Annotated in this window: 11 protein-coding genes; 3 read left to right on the forward strand and 8 right to left on the reverse strand. The window is 65.3% G+C overall.

Features of this window, described 5'->3' with window-relative positions:
- Positions 1 to 185: 185 nt before the first annotated feature.
- Positions 186 to 566 carry a hypothetical protein gene (locus tag NM1_RS29925; protein WP_068027389.1) on the forward strand — a complete coding sequence of 127 codons (381 nt, stop codon included), beginning with the start codon at positions 186 to 188 and terminating at the stop codon, positions 564 to 566.
- Positions 563 to 1,609 (forward strand): tyrosine-type recombinase/integrase, encoded by a 1,047-nt coding sequence (locus NM1_RS29930; protein WP_246011710.1) that lies wholly within the window; start codon positions 563 to 565, stop codon positions 1,607 to 1,609. Before NM1_RS29925 ends, NM1_RS29930 begins: the two co-directional genes overlap by 4 nt.
- Before the next feature lie 1,195 nt (positions 1,610 to 2,804).
- Here NM1_RS29930 and NM1_RS29935 read toward each other — a convergent pair.
- The 8 genes from NM1_RS29935 to NM1_RS29975 form a co-directional block, all read right to left on the reverse strand.
- A complete protein-coding gene (locus NM1_RS29935) occupies positions 2,805 to 3,113 on the reverse strand; it encodes a DUF4190 domain-containing protein (protein WP_068027394.1) in 309 nt (102 codons plus the stop codon).
- A 215-nt stretch (positions 3,114 to 3,328) separates the two neighbouring features.
- The gene (locus NM1_RS29940; protein WP_068027397.1) at positions 3,329 to 5,884 is read right to left on the reverse strand and encodes a WXG100-like domain-containing protein; all 2,556 of its coding nucleotides are present in this window, start codon (positions 5,882 to 5,884) and stop codon (positions 3,329 to 3,331) included.
- A 484-nt stretch (positions 5,885 to 6,368) separates the two neighbouring features.
- Positions 6,369 to 6,737: a hypothetical protein gene (locus NM1_RS29945; protein ID WP_147289148.1), complete on the reverse strand. Its 369-nt coding sequence runs from the start codon at positions 6,735 to 6,737 to the stop codon at positions 6,369 to 6,371.
- A gap of 175 nt (positions 6,738 to 6,912) precedes the next feature.
- Positions 6,913 to 7,251 (reverse strand): WXG100 family type VII secretion target, encoded by a 339-nt coding sequence (locus NM1_RS29950; RefSeq protein ID WP_068027403.1) that lies wholly within the window; start codon positions 7,249 to 7,251, stop codon positions 6,913 to 6,915.
- A gap of 69 nt (positions 7,252 to 7,320) precedes the next feature.
- Positions 7,321 to 8,109 carry an ESX secretion-associated protein EspG gene (locus tag NM1_RS29955; protein WP_068027407.1) on the reverse strand — a complete coding sequence of 263 codons (789 nt, stop codon included), beginning with the start codon at positions 8,107 to 8,109 and terminating at the stop codon, positions 7,321 to 7,323.
- The gene (locus tag NM1_RS42605) at positions 8,106 to 9,953 is read right to left on the reverse strand and encodes a hypothetical protein (protein WP_147289149.1); all 1,848 of its coding nucleotides are present in this window, start codon (positions 9,951 to 9,953) and stop codon (positions 8,106 to 8,108) included. Before NM1_RS42605 ends, NM1_RS29955 begins: the two co-directional genes overlap by 4 nt.
- A gap of 33 nt (positions 9,954 to 9,986) precedes the next feature.
- The gene (locus NM1_RS29970) at positions 9,987 to 14,372 is read right to left on the reverse strand and encodes a WXG100-like domain-containing protein (RefSeq protein ID WP_157124028.1); all 4,386 of its coding nucleotides are present in this window, start codon (positions 14,370 to 14,372) and stop codon (positions 9,987 to 9,989) included.
- 17 nt (positions 14,373 to 14,389) lie between these two features.
- Positions 14,390 to 14,950, reverse strand: a complete 561-nt coding sequence (locus NM1_RS29975; protein ID WP_169814343.1) for a YbaB/EbfC family nucleoid-associated protein — start codon at positions 14,948 to 14,950, stop codon at positions 14,390 to 14,392.
- Positions 14,951 to 15,174: 224 nt separating this feature from the next.
- Here NM1_RS29975 and NM1_RS29980 point away from each other — a divergent pair, with 224 nt between their 5' ends.
- The gene (locus NM1_RS29980; protein WP_114699857.1) at positions 15,175 to 15,672 is read left to right on the forward strand and encodes a YbaB/EbfC family nucleoid-associated protein; all 498 of its coding nucleotides are present in this window, start codon (positions 15,175 to 15,177) and stop codon (positions 15,670 to 15,672) included.
- The last annotated feature ends 10 nt before the right edge of the window (positions 15,673 to 15,682 follow it).

Consider the following 15,682-nt stretch of genomic DNA (forward strand, 5'->3'; position numbering starts at 1 on the left):
GCCGGGGTTGGGAACGGCGCGCCATGACAGGTGCGCTGGGACCTGACCGGAGGTGACGAATGCCCGACCACTCTCAACATTTCCGCGGCCGAAGTGTGCAGGGGCTACCGCTCCCGTCCGTGACCGGCCAGCCACCGACCCATCATTGGACGGCACCACCGCCCACTCGCGGCGCACCACTGCCGATGCCCATCGATTTCACCGAGTGTGTGCCGGTGGGCTCCGAATTCCGTTTCGCGGTTTCTGTGATGACCGACAGCGGCAGGCTGGCCACGTCCACGGTCGCCGAGTATCTGGAATGGCAAGCACGACAACCGGTCTCATTCACGGTGACCAATCGCGTCATCGTTGTCACGCCCGCGGACAGAAAATCCGACTCTCGCCGACTCGACCGGCGATTACACCTGCGCCTGCCCTCGAACATCCGCCGCGGTGCCCGGATCCGCCCCGGGGATACAGTATTGCTGGTCGCTGTGCGCGATACGGCAGTATTTGCCGTTTACCCGCCCGATGCGGTCTACCGTGCACTGCACGCCTTTGACGCACGGATCTGGGAGCCCAGGTGACCAGTTCGGAAATCGAGGCGGCCCATCTTCTGCTGACGCGGCTCGGTATCCGGCCCGAGGATCTCCTGGCTCACACACCTCGCAGCGGCCCCACACCTACTTTCGGCGAATACGTACCGCGTGTCGAGGCCGCCACCCAGGCCGGTACTGCTCGCACTTACCGCCCGTACTGGCGGCGGCTCGAAACCCAATGGCGCAATCGGAAACTCGATGAGCCGACCGCCCTGGAGCTGAAGCAGATGGTGGAACAAGCCCGCGAGCAGGCCGTCCCCCGTCGCAACTCCCGGAGCGGCCGGTCGGCCGCCGAACACATGACCGGTGCGATCCGCTGCGTCTACCGCCACGCCCGCGCAGACGGATACCTGTCCGCCGCAGGCACTCCTGCCGATCACCTCGACCAGCCTCGCCGCCCCGCCAGCTCACGGACGGCCTTGTCCGATCACCAACTCGCACAGATCAATCACGTTGTCTCCACCACGGGCAACGACCCCAACCTGGACACCCTCATCGTGCGGCTACACATCGAGACCGCGTGCCGCAGCGGAGGAGCACTCGCACTGCGGCCCGAGGACCTCGAACCCGAGTACTGCCAGATCTGGCTGCGAGAGAAGGATCAGGCCGACCGGTGGCAGCCAGTCTCCCCCACGCTGATGCGCGCACTCGTCGCACACTGCTCGCGAGGCGTCGACCCCAGTGGGCAGCTCCTGCGCTACCGCAACGGCCGACCGATCACCCGGCGACGGTACAACCATCTCTGGGAGCGCGTCGGTCGGCACCTGCCCTGGGCCGCCACGTTGGGGATCTCCGCTCACTGGCTGCGCCACACCACGCTGACGTGGGTGGAACGCAACTTCGGTTACGCCGTCGCCCGCGCGTTCGCCGGCCACCGCGAGCCGACCGGACACGACGGTCCCACGCTCACTTACGTCCGTGCTTCCTTGCCCGAGGTGGCGGCCGCACTGTCGGCACTTGTAGGGGAACCCCACCCGCTGGCGGACCCCGTCGAAGGCCCTGCCGCCACGCCGCCTGCGAAAGGAGTTTGACGACAACCGGATTCGCGCGCTTAGATGTACTCGAACCCTCAAGGGTGACACCGGTGTCTCCACCGCGTGCAAGAGTCCCCCCTCGCGCACCTTTCGGTGTCATCGGTGACACATCTGGCGCACGGGTGGTTGAGCGCACTCAACCACGCGGAGGTGACCAGTGATGACACGTCTCGGCCTGCAACGATTCCCGGCATGGATGCCGGTTGACGACTGTGGGGCTTCGTTCCCCCTTCGCGGCAGAGCGATAACTCCGCCCGTGCGGTAGCCAAACCCACCCGCAAGGCCTCGCACCGCTACGCGATCCCACCCCACCAGCTGGCCGAGATCTGCACCGTCGCCGCACATTCCGGAAACGATCCGACCTGGACACACTGATCCCGAGCCTGGACATCGAAACCGCCTGCCATCGCAGCGGCGTCCTCTCCCTACGTCCGCACGATCTCGACCCGGGCGCTGTCTGGTCTGGATCCGTGAAAGGGATGGCATCGATCGCTGGCGACTGATCTCCCCTATCCTCGTGCGGCACCTGCAGAACCGAGCCCGCGGCCTCCGCGCGCCGCAATCCGGGCGTCTCCTGCGCGACCGCAACGGCAAAACCCATCACCGGCCGCCGCTACGACCACCTCTGGGCCCGCATCGGTGAAGAACTGCCCTGGATCGCAGCCCACCACCGCAGATCGGCTCTCGGGTCCGCCGCAGCCGCACCGTGCGCACGCGTTCTTCTGGTGCGCACACGTTCTTCTGGAGTGTGCTGGCGGCATCTGAGACCGTGAGCGTCACCGGAGGCGCCGTACACGCATCCTGCACATCCCGTCCGCACCGACCGGTGCCGCCGTCGCGATCGTGCCGCAAACCCGCCCTGCTCAAATCGGTGGATGGCGTCACCGTCCCGCTGCGCACCCACAACCACACGACCCGCCGAACCGACGCATGATCGGAACGTCGACCCAGTGATATATCGCTGCGGGGGCGGCGACAGATAGCCCGAGGCAGAGCACGGCGCATGCGAGCCATCCGAGGAAGCCGAATTGTCGGCATGCGAGCACCAATCTGGTGACCATGACCATGACGGGGAACTGGATCAGACAGAACGCGAAGGATATGTTGCCGAGCCAGACCATCGGGCGGGTGGAATTGAGGTGGGAGATTCCTTGCCGAATTTCAGTGCGGACGAATTCGGCTGAGTCATTCATCAGTAGAGGTAAACCAGCACCTGGGTCGCCGCACCGAGACTCTCCGCTGTCCCACCATTGGTCGCCGATATCACACCGACCACGACACCGGCTACGGTCCACACCACCGTTGCAATCATACCGGCAATCGCCATGCCGCGTCCCTTCTCACCTCTCTTCCTGATCTGACTCAGCGAGATGAATCCTAGAATCAATGGAATCAGACAGAATCCGAGCAATCCCGTGATCAGGGTGATGATCGCCAGTGTGTTCGTTTTCTCCTGGAATGCGACAAAGCCGGGGTGCGAGCCCTGGGCATAACCGTTCATCTTACAACAACCGTCTCTTTCATATTCTGCACGACCGATCGTGCGATACCCGACTGTCGGGTTCGTCAAGACAGGATCTCTCACAAACTATGACCAAACCGTGACGGGCGGCCCGGAATCGCAGTTCGTCGCCCGCGAGGCGAACCCGGCGACAACCCGGCCCGGGAACCGAGCGGAATTGCATTCATCGGTGATCGGATTCGCGATGTAGCGGTCTACGAGCGGGGTTTGGATGGCTTCGGCGTGCTCCCGTCGCCTCCCAGCCATACCTGCGCGTCCGGTGCCGTCGGCGCCGCGAATCGGCCGGGCATCGTGATCTGTGGGGTGACCCGCTTAGGACGCGCCTTGGCCTTCAGATCGGTCGCGTCGGCCAGGACCGATTCGGGAGCACGACCGTACTCGTCCACCTGCTGCGCGGCCTGACGCCCGCGTTCCTCGTGGTCGGCGGCCACGTCACGGAGATTGTCAGCTTCGAGGCGCAGGCGCTGCGCTGTCGCATCGTCACCCGCGGTGTGCGCCGCCTCTGCCGCGCGGTCCTTTCGATCGGCCTCCGCGCGTAACTCCGCTGCACGCTTCGGCCGCTCGACCGCGTCGATGCGCGCCTGCTGCTCGGCGCGCTGCTGCTCAGCGTGCTGGTCGGCCATTCTTCGCCGATCAATCGCCGTCTCCCTTAGGTTGCGGATCAGCTGCTCTTCGGGCGTACCGGGCGGCGCCGCGCGATACGCCTCCTCCGCGCGACGGGCCCGCTGCTCCGCCGCGACAGCGCGACGCTCATATTCCGCCGCCCCGTCCCGTTGCTCGATCGCCGCCTGCGCTCGCTGCTCCTCGATCCGCCGCTGTGCGAGTTGATCACGCAGTTGCTGAGCCTGCTCCTGCCTGCGGTCGGCGATCGCCTGAGCCTTGTCGGCGTCACGACCGACCTCGACGGCACGTCGATTCGACAGCGCCGCCCGATTTTCCAGGTCTCGGGCATGCCGGTCCGCCGCCACCGCGTGCCCTTTCGCCGTAGGTTCCCTATCCCTTGCCCTGCCAACGTTCTCCTCCAGCACTCGGGCTTGCTCCCGCGCTCCTGCGGCCTCTTGCTCGGCCTCCCGCTGCTCGCGCTCCATCCTGGGCCGTCGAGGATCTTCCGCGTCCAGGGCCCGGGTGCGCCCATCGATATCGGCGACCTTTCGTTCCAGGCTGTCCGCATCCGTGCGTGCGGCGGCGGCGTTCCGTTCCTGGGCGGTCGCTCGGTCGTTCAGGTCGTTCCACGCTCGCACGCGCCGATCCGCCTCGGCGCGTGCATCGCCCGCCGCCGCCGTGTCGCGATCGGCCTGTGTCCCCGCCACGGCTGCCTCCTGTCGACGCTGGTCCGCGGTGTTCTGAGCATCGGTGGCGGCCTGCTTCGGGCGGTCCTGGACAAGCCGGGCCTGCTCGTCTGCCACTTGCTGGGCTCGCTCGGCGCGGTCCTGGAGCGCCTGTGTCCGCTCATCCGCCTGCACCGCTCGCTGTTCCTTGATTCCCGCGGTCACGTTCGCCTCGTGCGCCCGCAGCTCGGCGCCGTCCAGATGCCGCAGTTCATCGGCCGTCCTCCGGGCCTGATTCGCCTCTTCTCGCCGGAAATTCGAATGGTCCTGGGCCTGGCGAGCCTGTCGCGACTGCGCCTCGGCGGTCTCGCGGGAGTACCGCGCCGCGCCGTCGCCGCCCGGCGACATCTCGGTCATGCCGAGTGCCTTTCGCACTGGACCCGGCAACATGCTCTGGCCTCTGAAGGTGCGACCGTACGACACTGGATTCAAAGGATTCTTCGCCGACGGCGACAGCTGCCGAGCCGTGAAACCGCCGCGGACACCGCCGACGAGGGCACTGCGCCCCGCACCACCCACGTAGCCGTGCGGGCCGCCAAAACTCCCCGCCCAGTCTCCGGTCCACGCGCCGGAGACGAAGTTACCCGTCAGGGTGCTCGACAGACCCGCCATGGCCCCGACCGTCACACCACGAGCGAACGGCATCCCTCGCACATCGCCGATTTCTTTGCCCGCGAACTTGTTCAGCGCCGCCCCACCGTACTTGTCGAACGCCTTGCCGGTGTAGTTGGCGGTGAACCGGGACGCCACACTGCCGAGCCCGCCCGCGACCGCCGAGATGCCCACCTGGGTGCCGTCGATGTGCTTGCGGTGGCCCTTCGCGATCTGGATGCCCTGCACCAGCAGATCGAGCCCGGTCGCGACCGCCACGCCCTCGACCGCTCGCATCGTGTAGGTCCCGAACACCTTGGCTGCGGCCTTCGACATCACGCTCTCGGCGATTCGAGCGATCAGGCCGACGATACGATCCGTGAGAAGCCTGATCCAGGACCGGGTCGCGGCGATCGCGGCCGCCTGAGCCACGGGCGCGGTCGGTGGAAACCTCCAAGCCCAGAAGATCTCGATAGCCAAGGTGACCAGCGAGATGATGATCATGAGCTTGGCAGCCTCGATCTGCGTGGCCGTATCGAAGGCGCCGTCCGACACCTGCTGCATGGATTCGGCCAGGGCGGCCACAGACTGGTCGCCGGTGATCAGTTGGTCGAACAGTGCCGCCATCGCGTCGGCGCCCTGGCCTGCGGAATACGCCGACCCGGTTGCTTCCCGGGCGATCAGAAGCTCGTCGGTCAGCTCCCTCACCGCCGCTGCGGCTTCCTCCCACGCCTCGGCGACGCCGAACAGCGCATCCTCGTCACCGTCGGGCCACTCCGCGCCCGCGACCCAGCCCAGCCAGCGCAATTCCGGGGGCAGATACAGCGACATCCGCGCCTACCGATGCCGGTCTGCGGTCGATCGCCGAGAAACATCGAAAGTCGGCGCATCAAGCCCTTCCCTCGGTGCTGCCGCATCCGCCCATGAGAACTCGTCAATCAACCTCAATTTCACAGACACAGATATAAGAAACTGTGCGAAGATGAATTCGAGGTGACTTACCAGGAAAGCGATTACGGCATTTCCGCAATATCTATCACTCGCGGTTAGCGTCTACCTCACACAGCCAACGGCGCGCAATTACGACGGCATACGCCCGTCAGGAAATCAGCAGACAGGCGGCACCGCAACTGAGCTACTTGACACGTGGTTATGCCGCCCAGCCGCCGGTAAAGAAGGGCTAACCGTACTGACCAGATCGCGGCGGCGATATCGCGTTCCCGGTGCTGAGTACGAAAGCCGCGATGATTACCGCCGCCATGGTGCGGTAATCATCGAACCCCTGCGGCTCGTCTGGATCCGAGCCCCCATACGGTCAGTAGCGATCGCGGTCGCGATCACGCTGAAGTTCACGCTGGTTGTCGAGCAGCTGCTGTAGATCGGTCTTGGCATCGGCACGCCAGAGCACGGGGTTGGCGCCGGGCCCGCACTCGAAGGTGATGTGGGTGGTGCTATGGGGGTCCATGCGCTGATCCCGCGGCGCGATGAGCACCAGGTTGGTACACAAGCCCAGCACGTCCGTGGTGGCGGGGCCAGGGTCGTTGTTGACGCACTCGACCTCGAGCCTCGATCCCACCGGCTGAGGGTTGCAGAATGCGGAGCCGGCCGCATGGACGTCACCGGCTGCGAACAGTCCGGCCACGAGCGCACCACCGGTCAGCGTGGCGATTGGCAAGAATCTCATGACCGCCAATCTACGAAGCACCGATAAGCGCGAGATAATCGTTCGATAATCACTCTCCGAACAAGTCACCGGCGGATCCGATGCCGTCGGGCCGACTGTGCATCGTAGCCGCTCTCAACCTCGATCGATTGGCGATACCGCCACCATGCCGGGAAGGGCGACCACAGCCGGGGGGCTACGTCCGACGACCGGGAGATCGAAACCCGCGGACGTTGTCACCCTCCTGCTTTTCCAGCTTGATCACGGCTCCCTTCTGGCCGTCTGCGAACTCATCGAGCGTCTTCCGCATATTCTGGATGCCCTCCATCAGATTGTCGCGAGCCTTCTTGTAGCCGTTCTCGCCGTCGGCGAATTTCTTTCCGAACGCGTCGTCTCCCCACGGAGCCGCCTTTGTGTCCAGCGCGATACTCAGATTGCCGAGGACCGATTCGATATCGTCACCGATCTGTTCGGTCTTTGCGGCCGCATTCTCCAACTGCACAGTATCGACCTCCAGTCGCCGTTTTCCTGTCATATATTTCTCACCCTTTCATCGGAGAATTAGCTGTATTGCGAGCAAAATAGTCGGAGTCCCCACGGTGCGCTACCAGTCAACGGGCTCCCAATGTGTTTCCAATCGGCGCATCATCTGTTCGATATCGACGTCGAGCATCCGTGTCAGCTGAGCCGCGCTGGTGCCGCATGCCACCGGTCGCGCGTCCCCCGCGATCACGTAGCGGCCGTCGCCTGAAATGTCGCGCCACTTCCGCCTCGTCTGCGCGATGCCGCGCGGCCCAAACTTGCTGTGTCCCTGAGTGACGGTGATCGTGCCGGTGCGCTCGGCACGGGTGCGCAGGAACGATCGGCTGCGGGCCTCGACCGAATCCTCGAGGTCGTCTTTGATCCAGCTGCCGGAGCGTGGAATTCCGCCATGATCCGTGATCAGCTCGATCTCCGCCGATCTGCCAGGTTTCACCTCGGGCAATACGCCGACTACCGCCTCCGCCAGAGCCCTGGGGTCACATTCGGCGACCGTGTAGCCGCCGCTGTGCCACTGCGTTCGGCCTGGCTTCTGATTGATCACGTACGCCCGCGTGGCCCGGCGCATCGCGTGCATCCGTATCCGTCGCTTCGGGTCCTCCATGTCCCGTTCATCCCAGCCGTGCACCCGGAGATACACCTCGGGTGCGCGCAGCGCTTCGACCACGCCGTTGAAGTCGCCGGTGAGGCGCCTTTCCAACCGCTGCCATGTCTCGAGTCTGGCCTTGTCGTACTCGCTGCTCAACTCGATGTCGGTCGTGAATACGAGCGGGGGCGGCATTCGTCCCTCGCGATAGCGATCACACACCACTTTGAACTCGAGGTCGGTGAACTCCCAGATACGACCGCTCACGGCTCAACCTCCGGTTCGATCACCGGCCGCACCGAATCCATCGTCTTACCCAGCGCCTGCTCGAGATGGAGGGGGGAGTCCAGGTACTTCGCCCGCCGATGACCCGCTCCGGCTGGCTGACCCTGAGCTCCGGCGCCGGGGGGCGCCGACGGCCCGGGCGTGCCGCCCATCGGAACCCCGGATCCACTCGGCACCGCGGGGGACGCACCGCCCGGCATGTCCGGACCGAACGGGATGCTCGCACGCGGGAACAAGCGCGCCGGATCCAGCGGATTCGGCGGCGCCGGAATCCCGGCGGCGCCGCCGCCCCCGCCTCGCCCAGCGCCGTTGCCGGGCTCCGGAGGACCGGGGATGCCTGGGATTTTGCCTTCCTCGGCCATCTTCGCCACCTGCGTCCCGGCAGTGACCATCCCGTTCACCGCGGAGGACGCCGCTTGGATGCCCTGGTTGATCGCCGACATGAGCGGAGCGACACCGTTCGCGCTGTTCGCGCCGGTAGCCGGTGGCGGTGTTACGGGCGAGGAGTTCGGATCGCTCGAAGGCGGGGTGCTCGAGGGTGGAGCGGGGGGCGAGACCTCGGGCTTGCCTGAGTGAGGCCGACTGGCAGGCGGGTCCTGCGGTGGAGTCGGCGACGTGCTGGAGCCACTGGGCAGTGGTGGTGGCGCTGTATGCCCCATCGAATCCCCTCCGGAGTCACCCTTTGCGCCGTGATCGCCCCCTGAGCCGGGCCCTCCGGCGCTCGTCGCGTTGCCACTGCCGTCGTTGCAATCGTCGGATTTGTCACCGTGATCTCCGCTGCCGTTATTCCCTTTATTCCCGTCGCCGCCTCCATTCGAGCCATTGCCGCCGTTCCCGCCTCCCCCAGCGCTTCCGCCGTCGCTCGGAGGCGGCGGAGGAGGGCCGAAGACGTTCACCATGGGCATGTAATGGCCAGCATTCTGTATACCGGCCTTGTAGTCCTCGTCATAGTATTTTCGGAAGTCCTCCATATCGTTGGAGTCGTGGTCGTCGCCGTCGTACTCATCAGCGTCTTCCGTGTTGAGAAAGGTTGCATGCAGGCATCGCGACACATAATCCAGATTTTCTTCCATCCTGTGCAGCTCATCTGTGAAACTTTCCACATGCGCTACAATCCTATTGACCGCACCTATGGACGCATCCCTCCCCTCCCCACCCCAATCATCGGACGGAATACTCTTGATTCCGGCCTTGAAGTTCCCCAGCTCCGCACCTAGATTTTCCCGCAAGTACTTGTAAGCGTACGCCGCGTCCGCAGCCTTTTCCGCCTTACCCCCAATGGAGATAACGAAATCCCTCGCCATTGCGTCCGTATACGAATCGGACGGCTTTACGTCGATCTCGATCTTGCCGCTACCGTCACCACCCAGCCCCTTCGGCACGTCCGAATTTCCGGACAGGCCTGGCCTATTTCCGATGGGCGCCGGCGCCGAATTGGGATCTGGAGCAGGTTTCGTTACATTGCCGATCTCTTCTGCGGATTTATTGTCCGCACGCATGTAGGCTTTGCCCGCCTCGACGAAGGTATCCGCCAAATTCTGAAGAATTACCGAGTAGGACCGCAGGTTCTCCTGAACGCCGATCCCCTTTTCGTTGAACACTCCGGCCAACTTTACACCGCCGGGCTCATTGGAGAACTGTTCTATACTCGTCAATTTGCGATCGTCGATCACTCGATTGTAAACTGTCATGTGATCGACCAGATCAACGCACGCCTTGACGCATTTTTCGATCGCGCCCGGGTGCAGTGTTATCTTCCCACCCTTCGCCTTTTCCTTGAGATCCGGCCACTCTGTCGAGTCCTTCTTGTCCTTGATATCGGCCATTCGTATCAATCCTCTCAGGGTATGCATCCGCCGTCAGTCACCGATCGCCTTCCTCCGCGACGACTCCGGACCACCGAATCCGTCCGACTGCGTGCCCTCGCCGCCCAATGTGAAAGGCATATCGACAATTTCGGCTTCGGGTAGGCCGGATCTCGGCAAGTCCGGTCCACCGGCGTCCGTGTGCTCGTTCTGATCCCGCTTGCCGAGGCGTACACGTGGCTTGCGCTTGCGTACGAGGGGCCTCGAACGGTCGTCTGCCACATTGGTTCCCGAGAATCCCGGTGGCCCCAAGGACCCTGGCGAAACCGGACCACCCGGCAGCATCGGCGTTCCCGCCGAATCCGTTCCCAGCGGGAAGGGCGAATCGCCCACCTGCGGACCGGATTCCGGCCGCCATGGCGGCTTCGGCGTACTGCCGTCCTCGCGCATGCCCAACGCATCGGTCCGATCCGAGGCATCGGTCTCGGGTTTTCCCGGAGGCACCTGAGTATCCGACAGACCCGGCGGCCCCGCATCGGAACCCTTCGTCGGCACAGGATCTTCCAGATGCCGTGCGTAGTTGGATGAGTCCGGCTCCGACAGCGCGGGGTCGGACGGCGACGACTCGGGGAGCGACAGCATTGCCGGGGCATGAGCCTGGGGCGCCGGTTCCAACGGCCGCTGCGGATCCATCCCGGGCAGCGCACGCGAGCCAGGCGGATCCCACAGGGACGCAGCCACATCCGATCTCGACAGCCGACTCGAATAGTCGGGCACATCGGATGGCAGGGCATTCCCCATCAGCCCAAGTGGACTAGAATCACACGGATCCGGCGGACACGGATCCGGCGGACACGGATCCGGCGGACACGGATCCGGCGGACACGGATCCGGCGGACACGGATCCGGCGGACACGGATCCGGCGGACACGGATCCGGCGGACACGGATCCGAACCGTCCGGAGGAATCCACTCGTCCGGGCCCGGTGCTTCCGGAGCGGAGTACGCCCCCGGCATGGCGATCCTCCAGTACCGCTTGGGCCGGGTCTTGGCGGTCATGTCGCTGCCATCGGCAACAGGAACACGTCGATCGGCGGGAGCGCGCTGGGCACCGTCCGGATCGGTCACGAAGTACCGGCCGTCCTTGTCACGCGTCCATGTCGTGCCGTCCGGACGCAGCCCGCGTCCGGAACCGTCCGGCAACTCGGTCCGAGTGGCGCCATCGTGCCGAACCTCCAGAGTCTTCGGCGATTCTCCGGCGACTGCCACCGGGTGCTGGATGCGCGCCATCCCATCGGGCATCAACGAGCGTTCGACGCCGCTGGTGTCAGTGATCTTGATGCCGTCGAACCGGATTTCCGACTTCGAGCCGTCTTTGTGCATGACATCGAGTCCGCCTGGAACATCTTTCACAGTCGTTCCTCCCGCGGGCCACTCCCATCCGCGTGGCACGGGTGCGCCGTCGACCCGTAAGCCTCCGCGCCGGGTCTTCTCGAAGATCGGCCCATCGAGTCCACTCACCCCGACCTTCCCGCCGGAATCAGACGAAAGCTCCGCACCATCAGGTCGGTGCACCCGAATGGCGCCTGGCTGGGCATGGCCGCCGAGTTCGGCGATGCCCCGGGTACCGTCGGGGTGCAGGACCGATGCGACGGCGCCCTTGATATCCCTTGGCAATTCGATTCCGAAGAACTTCTGGACACCGAAGAACTTCCGCATGCCGAGGGAGTTCGTCAGCGACGGGAACGTCTCGGGATCCGTTGCGATGTAATGCGTTCCGTCCGGAGTGAAGACGGTGACGGGACCGTCCGGCTCCACCGTCACCCGTGTGCCGTCGATATCCTCGAACCGTGTCGCATCGCGCGCATCGACCTTCCACGTCGAACCATCCGGGCGCACACCCCATTTCGTGCCATCGGGCCGCGTCGCCTCCATCGATCCATCGGATCGCACCTCCCGCCCCGTGCCGTCCGGATATCCGGTCCGGACCTGACCGTTCGACAGGGTCTCGCGCACCACGCCGTGCTTGTCCGTCGTCGTAACGCCGCCTCGACTGTCGCTGCCGTCCCTGCCGTCCAACCCATTCCGGCCGACTGCCGATACCGTGCCGTCCTTATGACGGACCTGCAGGCCGTCCGGGGTCTTCGACACTTCGAGACCGCCGAGCTTCGGTAGCAGCGCCGTCACTCCCCCGTCGGCATCGGGCCGGATTTCGTGCACTGTGCCGCCGGGTTCGGTAACTCGCACAACGCCTTCGGCGTCCTTCACGACCACGGTGTCGTCGGGGAGCTTGATGTGTGCCTTGCCCTTCGGGTCCCACACCAGCTCGACGCCATCGGGACGGTTCAAACGAACCTTTCCGTCCTGCAGCTCAGCGCCCAGCTGCTTGATCGAATGCCCGCCCATCTCGACGATTCCGCGTGTCCCGTCCGGGAGAGACACCGACGCTATCCCCCGCCCCATCGGATCCGTGCGATCCGCCGCGACGTGAACACTCCCATCGGGAGGCTGGGTCATGCGGCCACTCGAACCCGACCACAATGCGGTGTCGTCACGACCGCCGCGGACGACAACGGCGCCCGTAGCGGAATCCGACTCAACCGTTGTACCGTCGGGCTTGACTACGGTGGTCCTGCCGTCTGCCTCGGTTCGTACCCAACCGTTCGGCCGCACGGTCGTGATGGAGCCGTCCGTCCCTCGCGTCCGCATCGAACCATCCGGCAGGACTACGTGGGTCGTGCCGTCCGGCCGCGTATACGGCGTATCCGTTTTTCCGATGAGCCTCGTGTGCGCGTGATCGGAGTCGATCACCTCCGCTGACGCTCCGGATCGGACCTGCAGCACAACGTCGTCACCCGGTCGGGTAACCAGGAGGTCGCCGACTTCGTCGACCCGGTATCGGGTCCCGTCGGGGCCATCGAACACAGCATGGCCGTCCTCGTTCCGCCCCCACTGGAGTCTGCCGACCGGATCGGCGGGGGATCCCTCGTCCCCAACCCCGTGCGGGATCACTCCCGGGCCATCCGATCGACTGTCGTCGACGCCACCGGCCTCAACCGACCGGCCAGCGGAGGAATCTTCCGGCCGCGAACCGGCCACCTCGGATCCTGGACCCGCAGACACGAATCCGGGCTGCGAACCACCCGCTGCCGCCGAGCCCGCCCCACCGGGTCTCGGACCAGCGCCGGGCTCTGTCGAACTGTGTGTCACAGACTGACCCGCCCCCGTGCCCACCGGCGAACTTCGCTGCGACGGAGCCTGAGCGGGCGAAGATTCCGGGCGCGCCGGACCTCCACCCGGATCCGTTGCCACACTGGCGGCCGACGAGGAGGTCGCGCCCGGCGCGGCGGCCAGGCCGTCTCGTTCGTGATTGTCCGCGGTTTCCCCACCGCGCCGATGCTGGGGCGTGACGTCCTCATTCCGGCTCACGTTCGACCCTCGGTCCGCCACCGGCCGGTCCGGCACCGCGACCGTGTCTACCTCGAAGTTCCTACCGGCGGGAAGCGCGGTCTTCTGGCGCATACCGAGCTGACTGCCGACTATCCCGCCGCGGGCTGCCGCTCCGGCCCAGCCGTGGGGGGTGCCGAAGAGACCCGCCCAGTCGCCGGTCATCAGCCCTGCGGGGATGTTGCTGGCGAAGGTGCCCACAAGTCCTGTCGTGGCGCCGATGCCGGAACCCACAGCGCTGCGCAGCCACGGATTGTCCAGCTTGTTCCCCAATGCGGCATACGATTTCGCCCCCGCCCAGTCGCTGAACTTCCGTCCGACCGGGGACGCCACACCGGCCGCCACGAGCGAGGTTCCGAATTGCAAACCGTTGAAGTTCCGCCGCGTCCCCCCTGCCATCTGGCCGATCTGCACGCCCCCGTCGATCGCACCGGAGATGAGCATCGCCTCACCGATCTTCACCAGGTACTTCGTGGCGATCCCCTGCAGTCGCGGACCCATCCAGGCCGTTGCCTGGGCAACTCGTGCAATCAGTTTGTCTTCCAGCAGACGGAGGAATGAACGGGCGGCAGCGATCAGCCCGGCCTGCTCCGCCGGTGCGGTGGGCGGGAACCGCCACGCCCACAGGATCTCGATCGCCAGCACCGCCAGCGACACGATGACGGCCAGCTTTTGCCCCTCGATTTCGGTTCCCATATCGAAGGTGGAATCGGACATGGTGGCCAGGTGTTGTGCCAGCGATTCCAGCGACTTGTCTCCGGAGCGCAATTCGCCGTACAGCGCGCCCATCTTCGCGCCGCCATCGCCGTCTGGATATGCCGCCACGGTCCCCCGCGCCGCGGCGTCGATGTCCGGGAGCAGGGCGCGCAGGCCACGTGACGCCGTCTGCCAGTCGTAGGCGACCGCGCGCATCGCCGTCTCATCCCCGTCCGGCCACGCCGCACCCGCCACCCACCCGAGCCATCGGAGCCCCTCCGGTAGTTCGATGCCCACTTCGGCGCGACCTCACGTCACTCGTCGCGATCCCGAACCACGGACCGCCGTGGATCGAGCCGTTCGAAGCGATCGGATTCGCCAGTGCCACTGTATGATTCACGGTTCGATGAGCCCGGTGGCGTGATCGGGGCCGACGGCGCCACGGGAATCACCGCACCCAGGTCCGGCGCCCCCTCGACCAATTCGGACAGGCTCGGTAACCGCAACTTGCGGTCCAGCAGCGGCTGCATCAGTTCGTTGCCTCGACGCGCGGCGTCGGCCGCGGCCGCTTGCACGGCCTCGGTCATCGCGGCGGCGATCTCGTCGTAGGTCAGGTCTGCGATATCGTCGGCGAACCGCGTCTCGATCAGGATCCCATCCGCATTGACGACAACCGTTATTCGCTTCTCGCACGCGGTTGCCGTCGCCGTGATCTGCGCCCGATCGCGCTGTATCCGGGCCATTCCCTCGAACTGTTCCGACATGGCGTCCAACATCATCGCGGCATCGGCCGCAAGCCGCTCATTCGTCATCGGAAGCCTCCACGATCGGGTGCGATAAGGGCCGACCACGCTACGTGGCCGGGTGCTGAACAAGATCCAACAATGTCGGGATAATCAACTGGTCACCACCCGATAAGCATGTCTGGTCAATCGTGAACAAATCATGAACCGATCAATTTCTGCTCAATGCGCATCGGCGCCGTCGTGTGCATAATCGACCGCGGAATCGAAACGAGCTGCTCGGCGGATCGACAACTGACAGCTCATGGTTCTGCGTGGGAATGAATCAAATCTGGTCGGTGGTGAGAGGAATCGGCATGGCAAACGAGACACTGAAGACCGATCTCGCCGACCTGCTGGAAACGGTGAACGACCAGATCAGGTCGCTGGAGGAAGCGCATCGACAGCGCGCGCAATTGACCGCCACCGCCTCGGTGTACGAAGGCCGGGTGAGGGTCACCGTCAACGCCGACAGCGTGGTGGTTCAGACCCGGTTCGCCGACGACATCGATGACCTCACCTTCTCCGAAATCGCCGAGGGAGTGACCGCCGCGGCACAGGCCGCCGCGGCCGAGGTGACCCGCCGGGCCGAGAAACTGATCGAACCGATGCGGCGCGCCCGCTCCCGGCTACCTACGCTGTCCGATCTGGTCGAAGGTCTCCCGGATCTCCAGACGAAGGTCCCCGAGCCGGTGCGCGCTCCGACCGACGTGCCCGTGACACCTGGCCGCGCACGCTCCGAGGAGCCTCGCGACCATGTCACAGGCATAGATAGGTCGTTCCGGAACGCCCGCATCTTCGACGACGGCCGGTAACGCACCGCGC

The sequence above is a fragment of the Nocardia mexicana NBRC 108244 genome (assembly GCF_001613165.1).
GTDB classification, from domain to species: domain Bacteria; phylum Actinomycetota; class Actinomycetes; order Mycobacteriales; family Mycobacteriaceae; genus Nocardia; species Nocardia mexicana.